This window comes from Cupriavidus sp. USMAA2-4, assembly GCF_001854305.1.
Taxonomy (GTDB): domain Bacteria; phylum Pseudomonadota; class Gammaproteobacteria; order Burkholderiales; family Burkholderiaceae; genus Cupriavidus; species Cupriavidus malaysiensis.
Window position 1 is genome coordinate 111,922 of sequence record NZ_CP017749.1, and the last position, 23,918, is coordinate 135,839.

Genomic DNA, 23,918 nt, shown 5'->3' on the forward strand with positions numbered 1-23,918 from the left:
CGAGGGTGGCAGGCACACCCATCGCCGCCTCACTCCACCGTCAGCGGGTAGGCCGCGGTCTTGCCGTCGCCCTGGAGCGCCTTGGCCTCGGGCTGGTACATGCGGAAGAAACGCGCCGGCGGCAAGCGGAATCGGCCGGGCAACGAGAAGCGCACCAGTTGCCGCAGCACCGCCGGATGCTCAAGCGCAATCACGGGCTGGTGGTAGGAGAGCATGCCCATCTCATAGGTGGTCGCGCGCTGGAAGGCCTGCAGTCCGCTCGCCTTGTTTTCCGGATCGGGAAGCCCGTCGATACGCAGGCCCCAGGTGGTGCCTTCCACCTCGCCACCCGGCGGCAGCGGCACCTCGAGCAGGCCATAGCGGTACGCACCCTGGCGCGGCGTCAGCACGATCTCGTCGACGTAGAGCGTATTGCTGTCGAGCTTGTCACCGGCCTTGACCGGCCTGGCCACGAAATCCAGGCCGGCCGTGCCGGGTGCGCTCCCGCCCGCTTCCTTGTCGTCCTTGGTACCCGCCACCGGCACCAGGCGGTAGAGCCTGCGCTCGATGCCGATGGGCAGGCTCGCCGCCTCGGCCATACGGCTGCGATAAGAGACCACTGCATTGATGTCGGAGGACCGCGAGGCCGCCTCGGCACGCTGCGGCACGCCCAGGGACAGGGTCGCCGGAAGTTGGGCGCCGGTCCAGCGCCACTCCGGCAGGCCCAGCGCGCCGCGCCCGGCCCGCCAGCCGCCTTGCGGCGGCCGCGGCACCGCCTGGGCCTGCGCGGCCAGGCCGCGGCTCAGCCCGCCACCCAGCGCCTTGTCGAGCCAGATCAGGGCCACGGCACGGTCGATGGTGGGGCTCGCAGCACTGGCGCGCGCCAGCAGTGCCTGCACATCCGCCGCGGCGGCACCCTTGCCGTCCATCCGCAGCAGGCTCTGCACCAGCGGCGCCGGGTCGGCCGCCAACGCCTCGCGCGCGGCGTCGGCCGCGCTGGACAGGCCTTCGGGCAAGGGCTGGCCGATCTGCCGGTAGAGCTGGGCGGCCAGCACCGTCGCCACGCGCCGGCCCTGCGGCGAATCGGGGGCGGCGAACACCAGGCTCTCGCCCGCTGCCGCGACTGCGGCAGCGGCCCCGCCGGCGGGACGGCTTAGCTCGGCGGCCACGCCACCGAGCTGGGTCGCCACCGGCAGTTCCATCTCGTGAATGAACCACAGCGCCAGCATGCGATGCAGCAGCGGCTCATTGTGCGCCTGCCGATAGGCGTCCAAGGTACGCTTCCAGTGCTCGGGAGGCAGGCTGATGCCGACGGCGCGGCTGGCCAGCCAATCGGCATAGTAGGCATAGGCGGTCAGCAGCGCGCTGTCGCCCACCTGGTCGCCCCACCAGCCGAACTGCCCGTTGACACCGGCCAGCAAAGCCAGGCGCTGGCGCTGCGTGCGCAGCAGCGCGTCGAGCCCCTGCGTCGTGTTGCCGGTGTCGGCACCGGCGGCGGCCAGGCTGCGCCGGGCCAGGGCCAGCGGGATCAGCCGGCTCGCGGTCTGCTCGGCACAGCCGTAGGGGTAGTCCAGCAGGTCGTCGGCGACACGGGCGAACTGGCTGGCGGCACTGTCGACCAGGCGCAGCCGCACGTCCTGGGCGTCGGCCGGCAGGTTCAGTGCCGCCTCCGCACCCGTCAGCGGCAGCACCAGTTCGCGCGGCGACAGCCAGCCGCTCGGCTCGACCCGCAGCGTGGTCTGCAGGCGGTCCACCGTACGGCCCTGCTGCTTCAGCTCGGCGCTGATCACGCCGCCCCGCAGGGCGCCGCCGGCCACCGGCAGGCGCAGGTAATTGGCACCGCGCTTGAGCGTGACACCCTGGCTGAGGTTGAGGCCCGCGCCCGTCACCACGAGATCGGCGACGGCGTCCCGGGCGCCCTGGTTGAACACGACCATGTCGATGCGGGGCGCATCCTCGCCGCGGTAGTGCCGCGGGCCGGTCCACTTGAGGTAGAGATCCTTGTCCGAGCGGATGCTCGCCGTGCGCTGGCCGACCATGCCATCGCCCGCCATCGCGCGCACGGTGATGCGCCAGCGCGTCAGCGAGTCCGGCATGGTGAAGGTCACCCGCGCGCGGCCGCTGGCATCGGTGCGCAGATCGGCCACCCAGGCCGCGGTGTCCTGTTCATCGCGGCGCGGGCGTTCCAGCACCTTGACGCCGCGTTCGTTGTAGCGGCCGCGCTCGGGACCTCCGGCCCCGGACAGGCCTGACGCGGCCAGATCGTAGCCGATGAAATTGAGGCTCGAGGTGGTGCGCACATTGTTGCGGCGCGGATGGTAGAAAAAGTCCACGATGCTGGGCGCGATCTCGGGCTGCAGCACATAGACCATCTCATCGACCACGCTGACGGTCAGGTTGGCCGGCACCGGCTTGCCGTCGAAGGCGCTGCCGAGGTCCAGCGTGACGGTCTCGCCCGGGGCGTAGACCGCCTTGTCGCTCTTGACGGTCAGCGCGATGGCGGGCTGAGCCACCGCGATGCCCGCATTCTGGAACACGTAGTCGCCGTCCTTCACGTACAGCACCGAGAAGGTCATGTTCGGGCTGAATTCCCTGCCCACCTGGATGCGGGCGCGCCACTGCCGGTCCGTGACCTTCTGCAGCGAGAGCCAGTCGCCGCCCTTGGACAGCAGGCCGCGGCGCTCGACGCGGTCGCGCTCCAGCGTCAGCAGCGCATCCTCCACCGGCAACGGGAAGGTCACCAGCGCCTCGGCGGTATCGCCGACGTTGTAGCGGTCGCGGTCGAACACGATCTCGATATTCCCGGGCACGGTCTGCAGGCCGTCGCCGGCCACCCAGTGGCTGGCCGCGGCCAGCAGGTTGCCCGCGGCATCCTTGACGGAGAGCGTGTAGGAGCCCGGCTGTTCGAAGCGCACGGGGAAGGACAGCACGCCATTGGCAGCGGCCCCCAGCTTGCCCTCGGTGCGGCTGCGCGACTCCAGCCGCAGCAGTTCCCATTTGGCCGGCACCTGGGCCGGCGCCTGGGCCGGTCCCTGCGCCGCCCCGGTCGAGGCTGCCAGGGCCGCCAGTTCGAAGGTCACGCTCTGTCCGGCATTGGTGAAGTTGGCCGGCGCAGTGAGCTTGTAAGGCGTGGCGCCGCGTGCGATCAGCAGTTCGCGCGTGACCTTGACGCGATAGGCCGCGCCGTCGTTGGCGAACACCGTCAAGACATAGCGGCTCGGGTCCTTGGCCGGCGGCAGGGTCAGCGCGGCGTTGCCGCTGCCGTCGGTGACCAGTTCCTGCTGTTCCAGCTTGAGCGGGAACATGCCGGCATAGCGCAGTTCGCCCTCGACCATGGTCACCTGCTGCGCGCGCAGCGTGACAGACAAGCGCGCCGCCTTGACGGGCTTGCCATCGGGATAGCGCAGCTGGATCTTGCCCCTGACCGTCTCGCCGGTGGCGTAGTCAGCCTTGTCCAGTGCCAGGTTGATGTCGAAATGCGGCTTGATGTACTCGGCCACGCGGAAGGCGCCGCCATAGGTATTGCCGCCGTAGTCGAAGCGCAGCGTATAGCCGCCGGCCAGCGCATTGTCGGGCAGGGCGAAGCGCACATCGGCACCGCCGTCGCCGGTCAGGCGGGCGCCGAGCGTGGCGATCGGGGCGCCGTTGGGATCTAGCACCGCCAGCTTGATGTCGCCGGCCGCGGCCGGCGCCGACTCGTTCGCGCTGCGGAAATCGCGCCCCATGAACTTGACACGCACCTCGTCGCCCGGGCGATACAGCGGCCGGTCGGTGAAGGCGTACAGCTTGGTGTTGTAGATCTCGCTGTCGTAGTAAAAACTCTCCGAGATGAAAACGCCGCCATCGGCGTCCTGGCCCAGCAGGTAGCTGCGTTCGGGACTGGCGTGCTTGAGCTCGGCGATGCCGTCGGCCCCCGTGCCGGCGCTCTGCAGTACGCCCAGGCCATCGGACCAGGCCACGCTGGCACCGGCCACCGGGCGTCCGCTGCGGCGATCGGCGGCCCACACCAGCATGCCGCCGGCCGTGCTCTTGATGACGGCCACGGTGTCGGAAATGAACAGCAGGGTATGCGCGCGGTAGCTGCCGATGATGCCCTCGACGATGTACAGTCCGGGCTTGAGCCTGCCCAGCGGCACCATCACATTGCCGGCATCGCGCGGCAGGAACTCGCTGCTGCTGCCCTCCAGCCTGGCACCCTTGGGCGGCTCGATCTCCTTGGCATCCCAGATCGGATAACGGAAGCGCGACACCAGCGGGTATCCCTTGAGCGGCGCGAACTGCGGGTTGCTCTCGAAGCGGGTCGGCTGGGCGATCTGGTCGCCCATGCTGAACTGCGGCGCGTCTTCCACCGCCTGGCTGCGCGTGGCGAAGGACAGCACGCGCTGCCAGGCGCGCCGCGCCTTCTTGTACCAGTTGTCCCACAGGTAGGACAGCGTGTTGGCCATGCCCTCGCCGCGGTAATCGGCCTTGACGTCGAGGCGGTGCAGGTTCTTCTGCGCCTTCAGGAAGGCGAGCGGATTCTCCACGCGGTAGACCAGGATGTCCGCGCCACCGTATTGCTGCAGCTCAGCCTTGTACTCGCGGCCCGGCGCCTCCAGGCGCACCTGCGCCACCTGGTCGCTGCCGAAGCTGGCATCGGACAACAGGAAGAAGGACTGACCGCGCAGCGCCGTGTAGTTGCTCGACGGCACGGTCTCCAGCGTGGCGCCGCCGGCGGCAAAGGCTGACGGGCCGCCCGCCGCCACCGACAGCATCAGCAGCAGGCAGGCGAATCGGGCCCAGGCACGGGCAGCCGTGGCAAAGGCACCCGTGCGGGCGGAATCGGTGCGCTCTAGCGGTGCACGCGTGCGGAGCTTCACGACTGGCATCGTCGCTTACCTCGACAAGAAGGCGAATCGGAATACGCCGATGAAGTTGGGATTGGCATCCTGGGGCTGCCAGCGCGAATCGCTCCACTCCATCAGGCGTGCAAGGGTGACGGCGCGCAGGCCATTGTCCGACGGCGTCACCGTGCCGGTGTGATAGGCCACGTACCGGCCCATCCAGATCATCAGGTGCTGCTCGTCGCCCTGGTCGAAGAAGAGCAGGTCGCCCGGCTGCGCCTGGTTGACGCTACGCGCCACGAAGCGGCTGTTGCCCTGCACCAGCGCGAGCGCCGAGGCATAGGCGCCGGTACTGCCGTCGGCGCGCGTCCAGCGCTGGCCGAGCGCGCGCTGCGCCGGGCTCAGGCTCAGTTCCGGCGGCAGGCGACGCGCCGCGGCACCATCCTGCATGCCGTTGGCGCGCAGCCAGCGCGCATCGTGCACCTTGAGCGCCTCACCTACGGCGAAGCGCACCAGGCCCGCGCAATCGCGCTGGTACCAGCGCGGCGTCGGGCCCTGGCGCAATTGCTCACCGACGATGCGCACGAACCAGGCACGGAAGGCGGCCGACTGCGCCGGGTCCAGGTCGTCCACGCTGGCGGCATCCGCCACCGGCGCCGACAAGGCCAGGGCCGGTGCGGTGCCGGCCAGCGGGAGGCCCGCGGCCAGTGCCGCCAGCACGATGCGGCGCCGGCCGATCACTGCTCGCCTTCCTGACCCGGCGGCCCGACCGGCGCGGCGGCCCCGGCCGGCGACGGGCCGGCCTGCCGCCACGCCACCGGCACCCAGCCGCGCTGCGCGGGCAGGCCGTCCGGCAGCACCAGCGATACGGCCGGATAGGCTGAAAGCATCTTGAGCTTGGGAAACAGGTGCGCGCGCGCCGCGTTCAGGAACACGGCCTCCTGCTCGGCGGGCAGCGCGTCGGTCGCCTCGCGGCGCGCCAGCGACGCCAGCGTCGATGGCGTGAATCCCAGCACGGTACGTGCCAGCAGTTCGCGCGGCATGCTGTCGGCGGCCGCCGGGAAGCGCTTGGCCGCCACCGCCAGCGCATCCTCGACCAGGGTTGCATCGGGCGAGAACAGCACGGTATCGCCGGCCAGTGCGAGCGTCACGGGAAAGTAGGCGCCGGCCGCGAGCTGGGTGGCAAAGGGGGATCCCTTGGTGCGTTGTGTGCCGTAGGGTGAGCTGACCGGGCGGGTCCACACGCTGGCGCCGGCCTCTTCGCGATGCTGCACCGGCAGCCGCCGGTAGGTGCCGTCGCCGCCGTCGGCCTTGGGTTCGTGGGCACCGATGACTTGCGCGAACAGCGCACCCAGCAACGGGCGCAGCGCGGCGGCCGCCTGCGGCGACTTCAGGCGTGCCGCGAACAGCGGCGCCGCAAGGCCCGACTTGCCGTACCAGCAGACCGCCGCCGGCCCCGAGAATGCCTCGCCTATCCGCGTAGCCAGCCCTTTTTCCTGGTTCTCCTCGCCGCGCTGCGCAGCCAGCCCCGCCTCACCGCCGATGGCCTGCAGCATCTTGCCTGCCGCCGGCCAATCGACCGGCAAGGTCGCACAGGCAGCGGGGTCGGCCGGCAGCGCCTGCCACAGCGCCGCCGTGTTCCAGCGCTCCGGCAGCCTGGCGCCATCGACCAGCGCCGCGCTATGCCAGTCGGCCCTGCCGCCCGGCTTGTTGTCCGCGCCGCCCGGGAAATCGAAGCGCAGGGCCTCGATGGCCGGAAAGAAGGTCTGGTAGCCGAAGGACAGGTAGTTCGTGCCGACCACCAGCCGGTGCCCGGAGAAGCGCGCCCCGGCTGGCTCCAGCGCGAAGGTGCGCGCGGGCGTCTCGCGCGCCCCGGCATCGTCGCCCAGCCAGGCTGCCACGGCGCCCGCGCGGGCGCCGATCGGCTGGCTTTCCGCGTCCAGCAGCATGCCGGCCTCGGACAGCACTACCAGGCGCTCGCCCTTGCCCGCCACCAGCAGGCTGCGCGCGGCATTCAGGCGCAGCGCATACAGCGGCGCGCCGCCCACCTCGCCGACGCGGCTGAGCTGGCTGTCGCCCGGCGCCACCGTCGCCAGCGCCTGCAGCACCTTGGCCAGGCCGTTGCGCTGCATGGCCAGCGCCCAGTAGCGCAGCGTGCCATCCGGCCCGCGCCACAGCATCACCCGCGCGGGTTCGTCGAACACGCGCTGGAGCAGCGCCTCGGTCCAGTCGAGATCATGTTCGAAGGCAATGCGCCGCAGCGCCCCGGCTACCGACAGCCGCCCCTCGTTGTCTTCGTAGTAGTTGACGAAGTCCTCGCTCAGCACGTCGCGCAGCAAGGGCACGCGCAACATGTCGCGCGGCAGGCGGGACAGGCTTTCGCTGTCGATCAGCGCGTCCGGCGCAGCGAAATCCAACGCCACCTGATGGGCCTGCCCCCTCCAGGGCCGCCCGCCGAATGGATGCCAGACCCATTGCACCACCGCCCCGGTGGCCACTACGAGGGCGGCCGCGCCAAGCACGACCTTCCTGCGCGTCAGTTTCATCGTTCCCGCCATCGAACATCTTCACAACGAAGCGGCTGCCTCTCACCGGGACTTCATTCCTCCCTGTGGCGGCATGCCGGCCGCATGCATTTTGCAAGAGGCGAGATGATCCACCGTTGCAGGCCCTCCGTTGCTCGGCCCCCACGCAATCCGCATGACGAATTGTCCGCAATTCCAGCCCAGGAAGAGAAGCGGACGACACACGACCACGCCCGGATCGTATCCCCGGCCATCCGCTGATCCGGCTGAATCTTGGGAACCCCCGCACAGGAACGGGCGGACGGGAACGCTGTCCGCCACGCCGGCCTCAGTCCAGCCGCGTGCAGCAGTAGGCCTCGGTCCGGTAGGGGAAGGCGACGGTCTCGCGCCCGGCCAGTTCGGGCGAGGTGGCGATCACCGCCTCGAGCTGCGCGCGCACCGCGTCCTGCCCGGCCGGCGGCAGCGAGGCGATGAAGCTCACCGACATCACGCGGTCGACGATGACCTGCTGCGGCGGCCCGACGTGCTCGTAGGGCAGGCTGGACAGTTCCAGCGGCCCGAAGCCCTCGGCCGGGAAGACGCGCTTCCAGTCGCCCTTGTAGAAGCGCGGCGCGTCCCCCTCGTGCGGGGTCATGATGGCGGTCAGGCGCGCCACCCAGTCGACCGCTTCGTCGCGCACGTTCCACACCAGGCCCAGCTTGCCGCCGGGGCGCAGCACGCGGCGGAACTCGGCCACCGCGGCCGGGTTGGCGAACCAGTGGAAGGCCTGGGCGCATACCACCGCGTCGACGCTGGCGTCGGCCAGCGGCAGCGCCTCGGCGGTGCCCTCGCGCGCCTCGGCCGACGGTACCGCCGCCACCAGCTGGGCGCGCATGGCAGCCACCGGCTCGACGGCGATCACATGGGCGCCGGTACGCGCCAGCAGGCGGCTGAACTTGCCGGTGCCCGCGCCGACGTCGGCGACGGTCTTGCCCGGCCCGAGGCCGAGCTGCGTGCGCAGCCAGCCGTCGAGCGCGGCGGGATAGTCGGGACGGCCCCGTGCATAGGTATCGGCCTGGCTGGCGAAGCCCTGGGCGGCGGCGTGGTGGATGCTGGACATGGCGGCAGGAGGAGAGGAAGTTGGCGGGTGGTTGGCTGGCAACGGCGCCGCGCGGCCAGCGGCCGGGACCGGCGCCGCGCTACCTTAGCCTGCCCGGCGGCGTCCCGCAAGCTGCCGCACGGCGGGTGCAGGCCCGCCCGGCTCTGCCCGCGGGACCGGCGCGCCGTCCCGCCGGCGGGTCCTCAGTGCTGCATGCCCCAGCGCCCGACCGTCAGGCGCTCCAGCGTGCGGAACACCAGGTTCTCGACCAGCAGGCCGATCAGGATCACCAGCGCAAGACCGGCGAACACGCGGTCCGTGTAAAGCTCGTTGCGGTTCTGGAAGATGAACCAGCCCAGCCCGCCCTGCCCCGACGAGGCGCCGAACACCAGTTCGGCGGCGATCAGCGTGCGCCAGGCGAAGGCCCAGCCGATCTTCAGCCCCGACAGGATGGCGGGCAGCGCCGCCGGCACCAGGATGTGCAGCACGTAGCGCAAGCCGCGCAGGCCATAGTTGCGGCCCGCCATGCGCAGGGTCTCCGGCACGCCGCGGAAGCCGGCGTAGGTATTGAGCGACAGCGGCCACAGCACCGAGTGGATCAGCACGAAGACCAGGCTCCTGGAGCCCAGCCCGAACCACAGCAGCGCCAGCGGCAGCAGCGCGATGGCCGGCAGCGGGTTGAACATCGCCGTCAGCGTTTCCAGCAGGTCGCGCCCGATCTCGGTGGACACCGCCAGCGTGGTCAGCGCGAAGGCCAGCAGGATGCCGGCCAGGTAGCCCTGCAGCAGCACCGCCAGCGATACCGCGGCCTTGGCCGGCAGCTCACCGCTGGCCATGCCGTCGAGGAAGGCGCGCGCGGTGGCGCTGAAGGTCGGCAACAGCAGCTCGTTGTCCTGCACGCGCGCCAGCACTTCCCACAGGCAGGCCAGCACCACCAGGATCAGCGTCTTGCGCAGCCAGCCCTGTTGCCACAGGCGGCGGTGCCAGGCGAGCGGGCGTGCCAGCGGCGCCGCGGTGAAAGGTGCGAGGGTCCGCTCGTACTCGGGGCGGACCGGGGGCGCGGCGGACACCGCGCCGGGGGATGGGAAAGACATGATGAGATCCTGTTGCGGCCGGTACCATCCCGGCCCTGCGCGGCGGTGCGCGACCCGCCGCGATGCCGCGCGCGGCGCTCAGCGCGCCTGCGCGGTCCTGGCGCTGGCGGTGGTGCCCTCGGCCCCGCCCGCCGTCCCGGTTTCGAACAGCAGCCGGTGGATGCGCTGCGCGGTCGCCTGGAACTCGGCGCCGCCCTGGCTGGCCAGGTCGAACTGGTGGCTGTTGAGCTCGGCGCGCACGCGCCCCGGATGCGGCGACAGCAGCAGGATGCGGTTACCCACCACCAGCGCCTCCTCGATGGAATGCGTGACGAACAGCAGCGTGAAGGCGGCATCCTCCCACAGCGCCAGCAACTCCTCCTGCATGCGGCGCCGGGTCAGTGCGTCGAGGGCGGCGAAGGGTTCGTCCATCAGCAGCACCTTGGGCCGCATCGCCAGCGCCCGCGCGATCGCCACGCGCTGCTTCATGCCGCCCGACAGGGTGTGCGGATAGGCATCGGCGAAGCCAGCCAGGCCGACCTTGTCGAGATAGTGCAGCGCGCATTCCGAGGCTTGCGCGCGCGACATGCCACGTGCCTGGCGCAGCGGGAACATGATGTTCTGCCGCACGGTCTTCCACGGCGGCAACTGGTCGAACTCCTGGAACACCACCACGCGGTCGGGGCCCGGCGCGGCCACGCGCCGGCCTTCGAGGCGGATCTCGCCCTCGCTGGGCGCGACGAAGCCGGCCACCGCCTTCAGCAGCGTCGACTTGCCGCAGCCCGAAGGGCCCAGCAGCACGAAGCGATCGGCCGCGTGCACGTCGAAGCTGACCTGGTGGGTGGCGCGCACCACGCGCTGCCGCGTGCGGTACTCCAGCGAGACGCCGTCGACCTGCAGCAGCGGCGCCGGCGCGACCACGCGCAACGATTGCGGCGCGCTCATCTCAGCTCCCCTGCGCGGTGGCGGGATCCGCGAAGAAGTAGTCCTGCCACGACTGCGGCCGGTTGCGGATGGCCCCCACGCGATGCATGAAGTCGGCCAGCACGAAGGTGTTCTGCGGCGCCACCTTGAACTGCACCTGCGGGTTCTTCAGCAGCTTGACCAGCAGCGCGCGGTCGGTCTTCGACTTGCTGGCGCGCAGGTAGATGTCGGCCGCGCCCTCCGGATTGGCGGTGGCGAACTTCGCCGCCTCGGCCAGCGCGTCGACGAAGGCCCGGTAGGTCTTGGGGTTGTCCTGGCGGAACTTCTCGGTGGCGTAGAGCACGGTGGCCGAGCTAGGGCCGCCGAGCACATCATAGGAATTCAGCACGATGCGCGCGTTCGGATTGCCGGCCAGCTCCTGCTCCTGGAACGGCGGGTTGCCGAAGTGCCCGGTGATCTCGGTACCGCCGGCAATGATGGCGGCGGCGGCGTCCGGGTGCGGCACCGCCACGGTCCACTTGTCGAGGCGGTTGTATTCCTTGTCGCCCCACTGCTTGGCTGCGGCCAGCTGCAGCACGCGCGACTGCACCGACACGGTCACCGCCGGCAGGGCGATGCGGTCCTTGTCGGTGAAGTCGGCGATGCTCTTGACCTTGGCATTGTTGCTGACCAGGTAATAGGGGAAGTTGCCCAGCGAAGCCACGCCCTTGACGTTCTGCCTGCCGTGGGTGCGGTCCCACAGTGTCAGCAGCGGCCCCACGCCCGCGCCGGCGATGTCGATGGCGCCCGACAGCAGCGCGTCGTTGACGGCGGCGCCACCCGACAGCTGGGTCCACTCGACCTTGATGTCGACGCCCTGCTGCTTGCCGTGCTTTTCGATCAATTGCTGGTCGCGCGCCACGTTGAGCAGCAGGTAGACCACGCCGAACTGCTCGGCGATGCGCAGGCGGCCCTCGGCCATGGCGGCACCGGGCAAGGCCAGCGCCGCGGCCAGGGTCATGGCGACGGCGCGGCGGCGGGACAGGAAACGGAAGGAAAAGGCAGGCATGGCGGCTCCGGAAGTCTCTGGGCGGAATCAGTCGGGGCGGCACCGGGCCGCGCCGCGCGGCAGGCGGCGTGGCAGGTGGCGCGACAGGCAGCGTGCGGCGACGCGCAGGCAGCAGTACATGGGGCCGGGGCACCCGGACCCCGGGCGCATCCCGTGCGGCGGACAGGCAGGCGTCAGGCCGGCAGGTCGCCTTCGATGGTGGTGCGGTACATCACCCGGCGCTGCGCGTCCGGACAGCCGGCGGCGAGGTGCAGCAGCGAACGGTTGTCCCAGAACAGCAGGTCGTGCGGCTGCCAGCGGTGGCGGTAGATATGCTCGGGCCGGGTGCTGTGCGCGAACAGCTGCTCCAGCAGGTCGCGGCTCTCGTCCTCGGGCAGGCCCTCGATGCGGGTGGTGAAGTGCTCGCTGACGAAGAGCGCCTTGCGGCCGGTCTCCGGATGGGTGCGCACCACCGGCTGCAGCACCGGGCGCACCTGCGCGATCTGTTCGGGGCTCAGATTGGGGCGCCACGGGCTGCGCCGCTGCAGCTCGGCGTACTTGGCCAGGTAGGTGTGCTCGGCCTTGCGGCCTTCCACCGCCTGGCGCAGGTGGGCGGGCAGCGTGTCCCAGGCCAGGTGCATGTTGGCGAACAGGGTGTCGCCGCCTTCGGCGGGCAGCTCCTGCGCGTGCAGCAGCGAACCCAGGCTGGGCTTTTCCTTGTACGAGAGGTCGGAGTGCCAGAAGTGTCCGGCGTCGCCCAGGCCGATCGGCCGGCCGTTCTCGATCACGTTCGAGACGACCAGGATCTCCTCGTGTCCCGGCAACTGGAACTGGTGCAGCACGTGGATCTGCAGCGGACCGAAGCGGCGGCTGAAGGCCACCTGCTGCGCGGGCGTGATGCGCTGGTCACGGAACACCACCACATGATGGTCGAGGTGGGCACGGTGGATGCGCGCGAACTCCGCGTCGCCGAGCGGCGCGGACAGGTCCAGGCCGATCACCTCGGCGCCCAGCGGCGCGTCGAAGGGACGGATCTCGACGGGGACGGCAGCCCCGGTGGTGGCGGTGGCGGTGGCGGTGGCAGTCGCGGCGGGGGCCGGCTCAGGCCGGGCGGCGCGCGGCGCGGTCTGGAATGCAGTCGTCATGGCAGGCTCGGAAACGGGGGGAGGCGTGCGCGCCGGGACATGTCCCACGCGCACGACCGTTCAAGCCTTGCACTCTAAAGACGGGGCGATGCTCCGACAACGAATGAAATCGCTCGCCCTTATCCGTTCAGCGCATATGGGGTGGCGCAGCCTGCGCCACCGCGCGCGCCAGCCGCGCCACGCCCTCGCCGATCTGCGCCGGGTCGGCACCGGCGAACGACAAGCGGAAGGCCGCGCGCGGGCGCCGCTCGGCATAGAAGCCCGCGCCGGGCACGAACAGCACCTTCTCGGCGATGGCGTGCGGCAGCAGCGCCGCCGCGTCCTCGATGCCGTCGACCGCCGCCCACAGGAACATGCCGCCGGCCGGCAGCGCGAAGCGGATGCGCGCGCCGAAGGCCTGGCGCAGCGCGTCCGCCAGGCGGTCGCGCTTGTCGCGGTAGGCCGCCACCTCGCGCGCCACCTGCGCCGGCAGGCGGCCGTCGTCCAGGTACTGCGCCGCCGTCAGCTGCAGCCAGGGCGGCGTGCACAGGTCCGACACCTGCTTGGCGATCACGGCGCGCCGCACGATCTCCGCCGGCCCCGCCAGCCAGCCCAGCCGCAGCCCGGGCGCCAGCGTCTTCGACAGGCTGGCCAGGTGCACCACCCACGGCCGCGCGGCCGGCACCTGCGCGCACAGCGACAGCAGCGACGGCGGCGGCGCGCCGTCGAAACTCAGCGCGCCGTAGGGATCGTCCTCGACCAGCACCACCTGGTGGCGCGCCACCAGCTCCAGCAGGCGCAGGCGGCGCGGCAGCGACAGCGTGGCGCCGGTCGGGTTGGCGAAGGTCGGCACCACATACAGCAGGCGCGGCCGCTCGCCGGCTGCCGCGGCGGCCTCCAGCACCGCCTCCAGCGCCTCCACGTCGATGCCCTCGTGGTCGGCCGGGATGCCGCGCAGCGCGGCGCCGGCCAGCCGCAGCGCCTGCAGCGTCGCCGAGTAGGTCGGCTCCTCCACCAGCACCAGGCTGCCCGGCTCGACCAGGGCCTTGACCAGGAAGTCGAAGCCCTGCTGCGAGCCGGTCGTCACCAGCAACTCCTCCGGCGCCACCGTGGCGCCACGCTCGGCCATCAAGGCCGTCAGCGCGCGCCGCAACGCCGGCGCGCCTTCGGTGGCACCGTACTGCAGGCACTCGGCCGGCCGCTGCGCCAGCACCTGCGCCGACGCCGCGCCGATGCCCGGCGCATCGAACAACGCCGCCGACGGGTAGCCGCCGGCGAAGGAGATCATCTGCGGATCCGACAGGTACTTGAACAGCTCGCGGATCGGCGAACCCTCCGGTTCACGCAGCGCGGGGACGAAGGGATAGGCAGTGTTCATGGCGCTTTCTCGCAGTTTCGGGGGCGATCGGGGGCAATCGGGAAGGCGCGCTCAGCAGGCCGCGGCGGTCATCTTGAAGATGCCTTGCGCATTGCCGGCATCGAAGCCGAGGTCGGTACGGGTCACCGCCTGCGCCTCGTCGACGAAGGTGTCGCGCGTGATGAACTCGTAGAACGAGCCCGGCACCTCGCGCCGCACCTCGGCGCCATCGGCGCCGACGAAGGCACGCTGCACCGGATCGGCGCGGAAGGCGGTCTGCTTGACACGGCCGCTGCGCGACACCTCGACCTTCTCCTTCATCGGGCGGCCGATCGCCTTCTGCTGCTCCGACAGCGCGAACACGTCCTCGACGCGGTCGGTGGCATGGTTGAAGGCATTGCCTTCGGTGGCGATCCACGCCATCTCGGCCGACTCCTGCAACAGGCGCTCGTAGTCCTCCAGGCGCGGGGCGCCATGCTGGCGCTCGAAGCAGCGCGCCAGCACGCCGATCAGCTCGGCCGCCTCCGCCTGCGGCAGCGCGCCGTCGCGCTCCAGCTCCCACAACAGCGACTGCGCGCGCGGCGTCAGCGGATCGGCCGAAGCACCGACGACGCGGCTCACCGCCTGCTGGAAGCCCTCGCTGAAGCGCTCCGGATGGAACTCGCTGACGAAGAACTGTGCGATCTCCTCGGGCGCATCCTCATGCGCGTACGAACGGCCGGTCATGCCGATGCGGTCGAGCGGATAGGTGCCGTTCAGGCGGTAGCCGAGCGGACGCAGGATGCGCGTGAAGGCTGCCTCGCCGCCGGGCAGCGCGCCGTTGTCGGCCCAGCGCACGGTGCGGATCGCGCCATGGTCGAACACCACCTTGCCGCCGGCCGCGGCGACGTCCTCGGTGTAGGCCTTGCCGGTCGGCACGCGCTCCAGGATGCCGGAGAACAGCACCAGGTTCAGCGCGTGGGCGATCTCGGCGCGGGCCGGGCGGCCGGGTTCGCCTGCCGGCAGGCCGGCGGGGGTGGCGACCAGCGCGGCCAGGCGTTCGGCGGTGGCGGGGCCGAGGTTGAGGGAGACTAGGGAGAGGATGTTGGTGTTCATGGCGATTTATTGGGTGTTGCTGGGAAAGATCTGGGGGTGCTTGCCGGGGGGCGGTGGCTGGCAGGCGGTATTGGGGGATCGAGGTGAATTGGTGTTTGGTGCTTGGTGCTTGGTGTTTGGTGTTTGGTGCTTGGTGTTTGGTGCTTGGTGTTTGGTGCTTGGTGTTTGGTGCTTGGTGTTTGGTGCTTGGTGTTTGGTGCTTGTCTTCGGGCGGTGTTGGTCTGCGAGGCAACGGCCTGTTTCGACTCCCCTGCGGGGAGCCGGCCAACCATCGTAACTTGGCGCTTGTCGCGTGGGTTCGAGCGGTGCCGGGTCGCGAGGCAACGACCTGTTTCGACTCCCCCTGCGGGGGAGCCGACCTACTTTCTTGGTCTTGCCCAAGAAAGTAGGCAAAGAAGGCGCGCCGGGTGCGGCTCAAAGACCCCTCGCGTGCTGAGGCAAAGAGCGGCCGGGCCCCAACTCGGATCGCCTTAAGGCGATCCTCAGACAGGGGGCCCTCTTTTCCGCTCTTTGCCTCAGCCCGCGAGGCGCCGCACACGGCAGGGAACAGACGCCACGCCTCGCTTCGCTTCGGGTGGGGGTGTTCGGCCAGCAGCTGGCCGAACACAAAGGCTTAGCAAACCTGGCCGTTATGCAAAAGTGAGCCCGCTCGCAGACCAACGGTTGGCCTTTCCCTCCCGTGTGCGGCGCCTCGCGAATTAGCCCCGGCCGCCGATGAAGCCCGTCCGCTGTCTGAGCGGCCGCAGGCCGCGAGTTCGGACGGGCGCGGCGGCCGGGGCTAATTCGCGAGGGGGGGTCGCCGCACCCGGGTCGCCTTTCTTTGCTTACTTTCTTTGGCGAGACAAAGAAAGTGAGTCGGCTCCCCGCAGGGGAGTCGAAACAGGCCGTTGCCTCGCACACCAACACCGCCCGAAGACAAGCACCAAGACACGAGAGCCGAAACAGGCTGTTGCCTCGCAGACCAACACCCCCCGAATCCAAGCATCAGAGCATCGCGTCTCCGGCGCCAAAACAAACCGCTGCCACGACCTGCCGACATCGTCCGAAATACCGCTGGAACCCCGAACACTCCGACACTCGAATCCACCATCCAACCATCGTCAATCGACGGACGCCCCCGACATCTTCACAATCTCCCCCCACTTCACCCGATCCTGCTTCAACACCTCGGCAAACGCCTCCGGCGTGGTCGGCGCAGGCTCTGCCCCCAGTTCGCGCATCTTGGCCTGCACGCCCGGCTCCCCGAGCACCTTCGCCAGGTCCTGGCTGATCTTCTGCGCCACCGCCGACGGCGTGCCGCGCGGTGCCAGCAGGCCGAACCAGGGGCTGGCGTCGAAACCGGGCACCGGGCCGCCGGCGGCTACCGTCGGCACATTGGGCAGCGCGGACGAGCGTGCCGGCGTGGTCACCGCCAGGGCCTTGAGCTTGCCCGAGCGGATGAAAGGCAGCGAGGCCGGCAGGTTGTCGAACATCACGTCGACGCTGCCGCCCATCAGGTCGGAGATGGCCGGGCTGCTGCCCTTGTAGGCCACGTGGCTCATCTCCGTGCCGGTCATGCGCTGGAACAGCTCACCGGCCAGGTGGGTCGAGGTGCCGTTGCCGGCCGAGGCCATGTTGACCTGCTTCGGATGCGACTTGGCGTAGGCGATGAACTCGGCCAGCGTCTGCACGCGGGCGCGCTCGGCGAAGGCCGGCGACAGCACCACCACGTTGGGCACGCGCGCCACCAGGGAGACCGGCGCGAAGTCGGCCGCCGCATCGTACGGCAGCTTCTTGTACAGCGTCGGATTGATGCCGAACTCGCCGACCGAGCCCATCAGCAGCGTGTAGCCGTCCGCCGGCGACTTGGCCGCGGCGCCGGTGCCGACGATGCCGCCCGCGCCGGGGCGGTTGTCGACCAGCACCGGCTGCTTCCACAGCGCGGTGAGCTGGTCGCCTACCAGGCGCGCCACCATGTCGGTGGTGCCGCCCGGCGGGTACGGCACGATGATGCGGACCGGCTTGCCGGGAAAGTCGGCGGCGATGGCCAGGCCGGATACGGCCATGCCGACCGCCAGGCCGGTGCTGGCGAGGACGCTGGTGAAACCCTTCATCTTGTCTCCCTGTCTTTGTGTCTGAGTATCGTGGATGTGACGAGAAATCTGTTTCTTGCGGCGGGGCAGCCGCGTGAGACCGAATGATTTCTCATCAAGTCCAGGGTTTCAAGCGAGATTTCGGTATAGGATGATGATCTTTAGTCATCAAGTCGCCCACCGGTGACATCCTCCCCCGATGCGGCAACGCCTCCCCAGCCTGAGCAGCCTGCGCGCCTTCGAGGCCGCCGCGCTGCACCTGAACCTGCGCCGCGCCGCGGCCGACCTGTTCATCACCGAAAGCGCCGTCTCGCGGCAGATCGCCGCACTCGAAAGCCTGCTCGGCGTGCAGCTGTTCCACCGCGCCAACCAGCGCATCACGCTGACCGCGGCCGGCGCGCTGTACAGCCGCCAGGTACGCGAGCTGCTGCGCCAGCTCCAGCGCGACACGCTCGACATCATGGCGCACGAGGGTGCCGGCGGCAGCGTGGAACTGGCCTGCGTGCCCACGCTGGCGGTCGAGTGGCTGATCCCGCGGCTGCCGGCGTTCTACGCGCGCCATCCGCAGGTGGTGGTCAATATCAGCGCGCAATCCGATGTATTCCTGTTCGACGGCACGCCCTACGACGCCGCCATCCACTTCGGCGAGGCCGCCTACCCCGGCGCGCGCGCCGAGCGCATGTTCGGCGAGGAATCGGTCGCGGTCTGCCACCCCGGCTTCTTCGGCGGCAAGCGGCGCATCACCGCGCTGGACGTGGCCCAGGCCCCGCGCCTGCACCTGGCCACGCGCCGCTTCGACTGGCAGCACTGGCTCGAATCGGCCGGCCTCGACGAGGTCAACGCCATGCGCGGGGCGCGCTTCGAGCATCACAGCATGGTGATCAGCGCGGCGCGCGCGGGACTGGGGGTGGGACTGGTGCCGCGCTTCCTGGTCGAAGAATACCTGGCGCGCGACCTGCTGGTGATCCCGGTCGCCCATTCGCTGCGCTCGACCAGCGCCTACTACCTGGTTTCGCCGGATTCGCGGCCGATGAGCGACGCCATGCTGCGGCTGCGGGAGTGGCTGCTGGAGGCGGCGGGGGCATTCGCGGACGGCCAGGGGTGAGGTGCGCGCCTGCGCCAGTACAACGCCCGCCGATCCAGCCCGCGCCGGAGCCAGCACACCCCGCCGGCACCAGGACTCCCCCCCGGCAACCTTGAAAATCAATTTTTACCCGGGTATTATCCAGCACCCCGAATCGCACCGACACCACCGTGGCATACCCCCCCTCCTACACCGCCTTCGCCGGCCACCGCCTGCTCGCCTCGGGCTCGCTGGCCAGCGTCGCCCTGGCAGTCAGGCAAGCCCCTGAAGGCGACCCCGTCCTGATCTTCGATGACGGCACCGGCCGCACGATCGACATCGACATCCGCGGCAGCGAGGCCGAGGTGCGCGCGCGCTTCGCGCCGGCAACGGATGCCGAAGCGCCAGCCGACGCCGGCGACGACAGCGCCTCGTCCCGGCCCAAGGGCCGCGGCCGCCCCAAGCTGGGCGTGGTGGCCCGCGAGGTGACGCTGTTGCCGCGGCACTGGGAATGGCTGGCGTCGCAGCCCGGCGGCGCCTCGGTCGCGCTGCGCAAGCTGGTCGACGAAGCGCGCCGCGCCCACGGCGAGCGCGACCGCCTGCGGCTCGCGCAGGAGCGCGCCTACCACTTCATGTCGGCACTCGCCGGCGACCTGCCCGGCTTCGAAGAAGCCGCGCGCGCCCTGTTCGCCCACGACGCGGCGCGCTTCGCCGCGCAGATCGCCGGCTGGCCGGCCGACGTGCGCGACCATGCCGCGCGCCTCGCCAGCGGCGAGCTGCCGGCCGCCGGGCCGGAGGACTGAACGCCGCACGCTGCGCGCTGCCTGGCGGCAGCGAGTCCGCCGCTATGCCGTGCCCCGGACTAGGGTCGGGAAGCCGGCACGGCGGCGGACGCCGCCGAGACCGCTGAGGCGGCGGACGCCGATGATGCGCAAGCCCGGGCCGGGCGCGCAGGTCCGGCCGCTGGCAGCGCGACAGCATCCGCGGCATACGCCCGCACCGCCGCCACGATGGCGGCCACCATGCGCCGCTGGTTGGCCTCGTCGCTGACATAGGCTTCGTCGCCGGCATCGACGATCACGCCGGCCTCCAGCAATACCGCCGGCATCTCCGTCTTGCGCAACACCACCAGGTCGTCGAAGCGATAGATGCCGCGCGCGCGGTCCAGCAGTTCGCGGTTCTCGCCCGGGATCGGCTCGGCATGATGCAGGGCCGGAGGGCGGCCGAGCCGGCCCAAGGCGTCGCCCAGGCGCTCGGCAAGGGCGTAACTGCGCGCGAAACGCGCATTGCGCCCGGAGATGAAGAGCGAATAGCCGGCGATCGGCTGGCGCGTACGATAGGCTTCCAGCGTGCCGGCCTGGATCCTCTCCAGGTACTGCGGCTGGGCGGAATCGTGATGGATGGCGAGGAACAGGTCGGCATGCCAGGCGTTGGCCAGGGCGGCGCGCTCGTCCAGGCCGATTTCCTGGTCCGGCGCGCGCGTCAGCCGCGCACGGAAGCCGGCGGCCTCCAGCGCCGCGCAGAGCCTGGCGGCGAGCGCATCGTTGTAGCGCACCTCGCGCAGTCCGCGGATGCCCAGCGCGCCGCCCTGCGCGGGCGTGTGGCCGGGATCGATGACGATGCGCAGCGGCGGCATGGCGCCGGCCTCGCCGGCCTCGCCGGCGTGGGCCGCCACCAGTCCGCCCAGGGCCCCAAGGCTGCCCAGGCCCGCCAGGCAGCGCAGCATGCGCCGCCGGCCATGTCCGCTCAGTTCCACGACTTGCCGGCGATCATGTCGTCGCGGCAGGTACCGGCCTTGCATTCGCGCAGGCGGTCGCGCAGGTACTCGGTGCGCGCGCGGTTGACGCGGTAGTTGCAATCCACGTTGATCGAGCCGGACGACTCGCAGGAGGCATCGCGGTACTTGATCCAATCGAGCTGCGTGTCCTTCAGCTTCTGCTTCGGCCCCTCCTTGATGACGCCGCGCAGTTCGCCGTAGACCGCGTTCAGCTCCTTGTCGGACTCCACGAACAGCTTGGCGAAGCAATAGGTCTTGTCGTAGCTGGTGCGGTACTTGTCGCACTCCCCTTCGGCATGCGCCGCGGCGGAGGCCAGTCCGAGCAATGCCAGGGTCAGGGCGGGGAGGATGGCTTTCATGGGATTCCTGTCTGCGATGAATGTCGGGAAAGATAGCGCCGGCACGCGAGGGCGCGGCGGCGCCGCTATTCTAGTCGGCGCAATGACGAATTCGTCGACGGACTCCGCTGATGCGCCAAGCGACGCGCCGACCCAGGGCACCGGACCTGCGGCGCCGCGCCAGGCAGCCAGCATGGCGCATGGGCCGAAGCACCCCGCTATAATCGCGCCCAGCGCCATCCTGCCCGCGCCCCGCCCGATACCACCTATCTTCATCCGCGCCCAACGCATGCTCAAGGACCAGACGGAAATCCGGCCGACGCGCCGCTACGTCGAGAAGCAGGAAGCGGTGCTGGCCGCCGCATCCCGGCTCTTCAACCACAAGGGCGTGCGCGGCACCACGCTGTCCGACGTGGCACAGGAAGTGGGGCTCAGCACCAACAGCATCACCTACTACTACCGCAAGAAGGAAGACCTGGTCGTCGCCTGCCTGCTGCGCGCGATCGGCGAGATGGTGGAGATGGCCGGGCTCGCCGCGCGCGAAGCCACGCCACCCGAGCGGGTGCGCGCCTTCGTCGCCCGCTACTTCGAGCGCCTGGCCCGCACGGCCAGCGGCGAGCGCCCCGAGATGATGAGTTTCCGCGAGATCCGCGCGCTGCCCGACAGCCATGCGGCGACCGCGTTCGATGCCTACAACGACATGTTCCGCGGCATCCGCCGCCTGCTGCGCGACGGCGAGGCGGCCCCGCGCGGTGCCGCGGAGCGTGCCGCCCTCGGCGCCGCCGCCCACTTGCTGCTGTCGCTGACCACCGGCGCCGCGGCCTGGGCGGACCGCTATGAGCCGCAGGACTACCCCAGGGCGGCCGACACCATGGTCGACCTGCTGCTCAACGGCTTCGCCGCCCCCGGCACGCGCTGGCATGCGCCCGGCGCGCTGGCGCTGCCCGCGCTCGACATGCCGGACGGGACCCAGGAAGCCTTCCTGCGCGCCGCCACCGAGCTGCTCAATGAACAGGGCTACCGCGGCGCCTCGGCCGACCGCATCTCGGCGCGGCTGAACCTGACCAAGGGCGCCTTCTACCACCACCACGAGAACAAGGACGACCTGATCTCCGCCTGCTTCGAGCGCATGTTCACGGTGATCCGCACCACGCAGTCGCGCGTGGAGGCCGGCCCGGGCAGCGGCTGGGACAAGCTGTGCGCGGTCTCGCGCGCGCTGGTGGACTACCAGTTCTCCAGCCGGGGGCCGCTGCTGCGCCTGTCCATCTACGGCGCGCTGCCGGAGGACATGCGCCAGTCCCGCATGCAGACCATGGCGCGGCTGTCGGCGCGCTTCGCGCGCTTCCTGGTGCAGGGCATGCAGGACGGCTCGATCCGCCCGCTCGACCAGTCCGTCGGCGCCTCGCTGGTCAACGGCATGATCAATGCCGCGGTGGAACTGCGGCGCTGGGTCGAGGATGCCTCGGCCGACAACGCGCCCGAGCTGTTCATCCGTCCCTTGCTGCTCGGCCTGTTCGCGCACGACTGAGCGCCCCCAAGCACCGCAGCGCAGCGGCACCTGCCGCCTAGGCGGACACCGTCTCCTGCAAGTGGCAGGCCACCATGCGTCCGCTGCCACCGCGCGGCAGCAGGGCCGGGTCCTCGCTGCGGCAGCGCGCCATGGCCGCCGGACAGCGCGGATGGAAGCGGCAGCCCGTGGGCGGGTTGAGCGGACTCGGCACCTCGCCCTGCAACACGATGCGCGTGCGCTGGCGCTCGGCCTCGACGCTGGCCACCGGCACCGCCGACAGCAGCGCCCGCGTGTAGGGGTGCTGCGGATCGTCGTACAGCTCGTCGCGGCCGGCGATCTCGACGATGCGGCCGAGGTACATCACGGCGATGCGGTCGCTGATATGGCGCACCACCGCCAGGTCGTGCGCGATGAAGACATAGGTCAGGCCGAGGCGGCGCTGCAGCGCCATGAAGATGTTCACCACCTGGGCCTGGATCGACACGTCCAGCGCCGACACGGGTTCGTCGCAGACGATCAGGCTGGGCCCCGCCGCCAGCGCCCGCGCGATGCCGACGCGCTGCCGCTGGCCACCGGAGAACTCGTGCGGATAACGGTCCGCCATATAGGGCAGCAGCCCCACCATCTCCAGCAATTCCGCCACGCGCGCACGGTAGGCCGCCTTGTCGCGCGCCAGCCCGTGCACCTCGAGCGGCTCGCCGACGATGTCGCGCACCCGCATGCGCGGGTTCAGCGAGCCGAAGGGGTCCTGGTAGACCATCTGCACGCTGCGCCGGAAGCGGCGCTCGTCGGCCTTGCCGAAGCTGGCGAAGTCGGTGCCGTCGAAGACGATGCGCCCGGAAGTGGCGGCCAGCATCTTGATCAGGGCCAGCCCGGTGGTCGACTTGCCGCAGCCGCTCTCGCCGACCAGCCCGAGCGTCTCGCCGCGGCGCAGCGAGAAGGACACGCCATCGACCGCCTTGACCGAGCCGGCCTGGCGCCGCCACAGCGCGCCGCGGCTGACGGGAAAATGCACCTTGAGGTCTTCGACGCGCAGGATCTCGTCGCCACCGGAAGCCATGGCAGCGGGCGCCTGCCGCTGGGAGGAAGCACTGTCAACGTAGGTCATCGCGGATGCATGCCTTGAAATGTTGCTCGCCGACGGCGCGCAGCATCGGCCGCGCCGCCCCGCAGTCTGCCACCGCGCTGCGGCAGCGCGGCTGGAACGCGCAACCCGGCGGCAGCGCGGTCAGGTCCGGCGGCTGGCCGTCGATCGGTACCAGCGGCTGGCCGGCATCGCCGTCCAGCCGCGGCACCGAGGCCATCAGCCCGCGCGTGTACGGATGGGCGGGCCGGCCATAGAGCGCCGACGCGCTCGCCGTCTCGACCATGCGCCCGCCGTACATCACGCCCACCCGGTCGGCGTAGCGCGCCACCACGCCGAGATCGTGCGTGATCAGGATCAGCGCCGTGCCGGCGGTCTCGGCCAGCGACTTGAGCAGGTCGAGGATCTGCGCCTGCACGGTCACGTCCAGCGCCGTGGTCGGCTCGTCGGCGATGATCAAGCGCGGCTGGCAGGCCAGCGCCATGGCGATCATGGCGCGCTGGCGCATGCCGCCCGAGAACTGGTGCGGATAGGAGCCGAGGCGGCTGGCCGGCTCGGGGATCTGCACCTTGCCCAGCAGTTCCCCGGCGATGCCCAGCGCCTGCTTCCACGGCAGCCCCTGGTGCAGGTGGATCGGCTCGGCGATCTGCTTGCCCACCGTCAGCGCCGGATTCAGCGAGGACATCGGCTCCTGGAAGATCATGGCGATGCGGTTGCCGCGGATGGCCCGCATCTGTGCCGGCTTGAGGCGCAGCAGGTCCTGTCCCTCGAACAGGATCTCGCCCCCCTCGATGCGGCCGGCCGGCGCCGGGATCAGCCCGAGCACGGAAAGCGCGGTGACGCTCTTGCCCGAGCCCGACTCGCCGACGATGGCCAGCGTCTCGCCGGGCTCGACCGCGAACGACACGCCGTCCACCGCCGTCACCACGCCACGGTCGGTGCGGAAGCGCGTGGTCAGATTGTTCACCTGCAGGATGGGCTGCGCCATGCGGAGCTCCTCTCGCCACCATCACCATCACCATCATCATCGCCATCGGCAGGCGGGCCGCCGCGGCGGCCCGCCCTCGCT

General features: G+C 70.7%; 18 protein-coding genes. 3 read left to right on the plus strand and 15 right to left on the minus strand.

What is annotated here, in order from left to right:
- Positions 1-29 precede the first annotated feature (29 nt).
- The 11 genes from BKK79_RS20715 to BKK79_RS20765 all read right to left on the minus strand — a co-directional run bounded on the left by BKK79_RS20715 (position 30) and on the right by BKK79_RS20765 (position 17,098).
- Positions 30-4,733, minus strand: a complete 4,704-nt coding sequence (locus tag BKK79_RS20715; RefSeq protein ID WP_071040266.1) for an alpha-2-macroglobulin family protein — start codon at positions 4,731-4,733, stop codon at positions 30-32.
- Between the two features lie 120 nt (positions 4,734-4,853).
- Positions 4,854-5,543 carry a DUF1175 domain-containing protein gene (locus BKK79_RS20720; RefSeq protein WP_071038633.1) on the minus strand — a complete coding sequence of 230 codons (690 nt, stop codon included), beginning with the start codon at positions 5,541-5,543 and terminating at the stop codon, positions 4,854-4,856.
- Positions 5,540-7,348: a DUF2138 domain-containing protein gene (locus BKK79_RS20725; protein ID WP_071038634.1), complete on the minus strand. Its 1,809-nt coding sequence runs from the start codon at positions 7,346-7,348 to the stop codon at positions 5,540-5,542. Before BKK79_RS20725 ends, BKK79_RS20720 begins: the two co-directional genes overlap by 4 nt.
- Positions 7,349-7,655: 307 nt before the next feature.
- On the minus strand, positions 7,656-8,426 hold the full coding sequence (locus BKK79_RS20730; RefSeq protein WP_071018986.1) for a class I SAM-dependent methyltransferase: 771 nt from the start codon (positions 8,424-8,426) through the stop codon (positions 7,656-7,658).
- Positions 8,427-8,608: 182 nt separating this feature from the next.
- On the minus strand, positions 8,609-9,499 hold the full coding sequence (locus BKK79_RS20735) for an ABC transporter permease (RefSeq protein WP_071018984.1): 891 nt from the start codon (positions 9,497-9,499) through the stop codon (positions 8,609-8,611).
- 78 nt (positions 9,500-9,577) lie between these two features.
- Complete coding sequence (locus tag BKK79_RS20740) at positions 9,578-10,423, minus strand: ABC transporter ATP-binding protein (protein ID WP_071038635.1); 846 nt, start codon at positions 10,421-10,423, stop codon at positions 9,578-9,580.
- Between the two features lies 1 nt (position 10,424).
- On the minus strand, positions 10,425-11,450 hold the full coding sequence (locus tag BKK79_RS20745; protein ID WP_071018981.1) for an ABC transporter substrate-binding protein: 1,026 nt from the start codon (positions 11,448-11,450) through the stop codon (positions 10,425-10,427).
- Positions 11,451-11,623: 173 nt separating this feature from the next.
- Complete coding sequence (locus tag BKK79_RS20750; protein WP_071038636.1) at positions 11,624-12,574, minus strand: TauD/TfdA dioxygenase family protein; 951 nt, start codon at positions 12,572-12,574, stop codon at positions 11,624-11,626.
- Between the two features lie 127 nt (positions 12,575-12,701).
- Positions 12,702-13,931, minus strand: coding sequence for an aminotransferase-like domain-containing protein (locus tag BKK79_RS20755; protein WP_071018977.1), 1,230 nt, complete (start codon positions 13,929-13,931; stop codon positions 12,702-12,704).
- A gap of 51 nt (positions 13,932-13,982) precedes the next feature.
- Complete coding sequence (locus tag BKK79_RS20760; RefSeq protein WP_071038637.1) at positions 13,983-15,005, minus strand: DUF1338 domain-containing protein; 1,023 nt, start codon at positions 15,003-15,005, stop codon at positions 13,983-13,985.
- Between the two features lie 1,100 nt (positions 15,006-16,105).
- Entirely contained in the window at positions 16,106-17,098 is a 993-nt protein-coding gene (locus BKK79_RS20765; RefSeq protein ID WP_071018974.1) for a Bug family tripartite tricarboxylate transporter substrate binding protein, read from the minus strand.
- A gap of 178 nt (positions 17,099-17,276) precedes the next feature.
- On the opposite strand from BKK79_RS20765, the gene BKK79_RS20770 reads away from it, so the two are divergent.
- Positions 17,277-18,182 (plus strand): LysR substrate-binding domain-containing protein, encoded by a 906-nt coding sequence (locus BKK79_RS20770; RefSeq protein WP_071018972.1) that lies wholly within the window; start codon positions 17,277-17,279, stop codon positions 18,180-18,182.
- Positions 18,183-18,331: 149 nt separating this feature from the next.
- Positions 18,332-18,943: a DUF2239 family protein gene (locus BKK79_RS20775; RefSeq protein WP_071038638.1), complete on the plus strand. Its 612-nt coding sequence runs from the start codon at positions 18,332-18,334 to the stop codon at positions 18,941-18,943.
- Positions 18,944-19,002: 59 nt separating this feature from the next.
- On the opposite strand, the gene BKK79_RS20780 is transcribed toward BKK79_RS20775, so the two are convergent.
- Both BKK79_RS20780 and BKK79_RS20785 read right to left on the minus strand, forming a co-directional pair.
- On the minus strand, positions 19,003-19,866 hold the full coding sequence (locus BKK79_RS20780) for an N-acetylmuramoyl-L-alanine amidase family protein (RefSeq protein WP_071038639.1): 864 nt from the start codon (positions 19,864-19,866) through the stop codon (positions 19,003-19,005).
- A 20-nt stretch (positions 19,867-19,886) separates the two neighbouring features.
- Complete coding sequence (locus BKK79_RS20785) at positions 19,887-20,276, minus strand: lysozyme inhibitor LprI family protein (RefSeq protein WP_071018967.1); 390 nt, start codon at positions 20,274-20,276, stop codon at positions 19,887-19,889.
- Between the two features lie 268 nt (positions 20,277-20,544).
- Here BKK79_RS20785 and BKK79_RS20790 point away from each other — a divergent pair, with 268 nt between their 5' ends.
- Complete coding sequence (locus BKK79_RS20790; RefSeq protein WP_071038640.1) at positions 20,545-21,783, plus strand: TetR/AcrR family transcriptional regulator; 1,239 nt, start codon at positions 20,545-20,547, stop codon at positions 21,781-21,783.
- A 37-nt stretch (positions 21,784-21,820) separates the two neighbouring features.
- Here BKK79_RS20790 and BKK79_RS20795 read toward each other — a convergent pair whose 3' ends face one another.
- Both BKK79_RS20795 and BKK79_RS20800 read right to left on the minus strand, forming a co-directional pair.
- Complete coding sequence (locus BKK79_RS20795; RefSeq protein ID WP_442873269.1) at positions 21,821-22,873, minus strand: ABC transporter ATP-binding protein; 1,053 nt, start codon at positions 22,871-22,873, stop codon at positions 21,821-21,823.
- Complete coding sequence (locus tag BKK79_RS20800) at positions 22,860-23,837, minus strand: ABC transporter ATP-binding protein (RefSeq protein WP_071018961.1); 978 nt, start codon at positions 23,835-23,837, stop codon at positions 22,860-22,862. Before BKK79_RS20800 ends, BKK79_RS20795 begins: the two co-directional genes overlap by 14 nt.
- Between the last annotated feature and the right edge of the window lie 81 nt (positions 23,838-23,918).

What these genes read in the sequence shown, in the direction of transcription:
- BKK79_RS20715 (WP_071040266.1), bottom strand. Translation starts at nt 4,733, where the DNA reads ATGCTGTCGGTGGCGGCGGGCGGCCCGTCAGCCTTTGCCGCCGGCGGC.
- BKK79_RS20725 (WP_071038634.1), bottom strand. Translation starts at nt 7,348, where the DNA reads ATGAAACTGACGCGCAGGAAGGTCGTGCTTGGCGCGGCCGCCCTCGTA.
- BKK79_RS20730 (WP_071018986.1), bottom strand. Translation starts at nt 8,426, where the DNA reads ATGTCCAGCATCCACCACGCCGCCGCCCAGGGCTTCGCCAGCCAGGCC.
- BKK79_RS20735 (WP_071018984.1), bottom strand. Translation starts at nt 9,499, where the DNA reads ATGTCTTTCCCATCCCCCGGCGCGGTGTCCGCCGCGCCCCCGGTCCGC.
- BKK79_RS20740 (WP_071038635.1), bottom strand. Translation starts at nt 10,423, where the DNA reads ATGAGCGCGCCGCAATCGTTGCGCGTGGTCGCGCCGGCGCCGCTGCTG.
- BKK79_RS20745 (WP_071018981.1), bottom strand. Translation starts at nt 11,450, where the DNA reads ATGCCTGCCTTTTCCTTCCGTTTCCTGTCCCGCCGCCGCGCCGTCGCC.
- BKK79_RS20750 (WP_071038636.1), bottom strand. Translation starts at nt 12,574, where the DNA reads ATGACGACTGCATTCCAGACCGCGCCGCGCGCCGCCCGGCCTGAGCCG.
- BKK79_RS20755 (WP_071018977.1), bottom strand. Translation starts at nt 13,931, where the DNA reads ATGAACACTGCCTATCCCTTCGTCCCCGCGCTGCGTGAACCGGAGGGT.
- BKK79_RS20760 (WP_071038637.1), bottom strand. Translation starts at nt 15,005, where the DNA reads ATGAACACCAACATCCTCTCCCTAGTCTCCCTCAACCTCGGCCCCGCC.
- BKK79_RS20765 (WP_071018974.1), bottom strand. Translation starts at nt 17,098, where the DNA reads ATGAAGGGTTTCACCAGCGTCCTCGCCAGCACCGGCCTGGCGGTCGGC.
- BKK79_RS20770 (WP_071018972.1), top strand. Translation starts at nt 17,277, where the DNA reads ATGCGGCAACGCCTCCCCAGCCTGAGCAGCCTGCGCGCCTTCGAGGCC.
- BKK79_RS20780 (WP_071038639.1), bottom strand. Translation starts at nt 19,866, where the DNA reads ATGCTGCGCTGCCTGGCGGGCCTGGGCAGCCTTGGGGCCCTGGGCGGA.
- BKK79_RS20785 (WP_071018967.1), bottom strand. Translation starts at nt 20,276, where the DNA reads ATGAAAGCCATCCTCCCCGCCCTGACCCTGGCATTGCTCGGACTGGCC.
- BKK79_RS20790 (WP_071038640.1), top strand. Translation starts at nt 20,545, where the DNA reads ATGCTCAAGGACCAGACGGAAATCCGGCCGACGCGCCGCTACGTCGAG.
- BKK79_RS20795 (WP_442873269.1), bottom strand. Translation starts at nt 22,873, where the DNA reads ATGACCTACGTTGACAGTGCTTCCTCCCAGCGGCAGGCGCCCGCTGCC.
- BKK79_RS20800 (WP_071018961.1), bottom strand. Translation starts at nt 23,837, where the DNA reads ATGGCGCAGCCCATCCTGCAGGTGAACAATCTGACCACGCGCTTCCGC.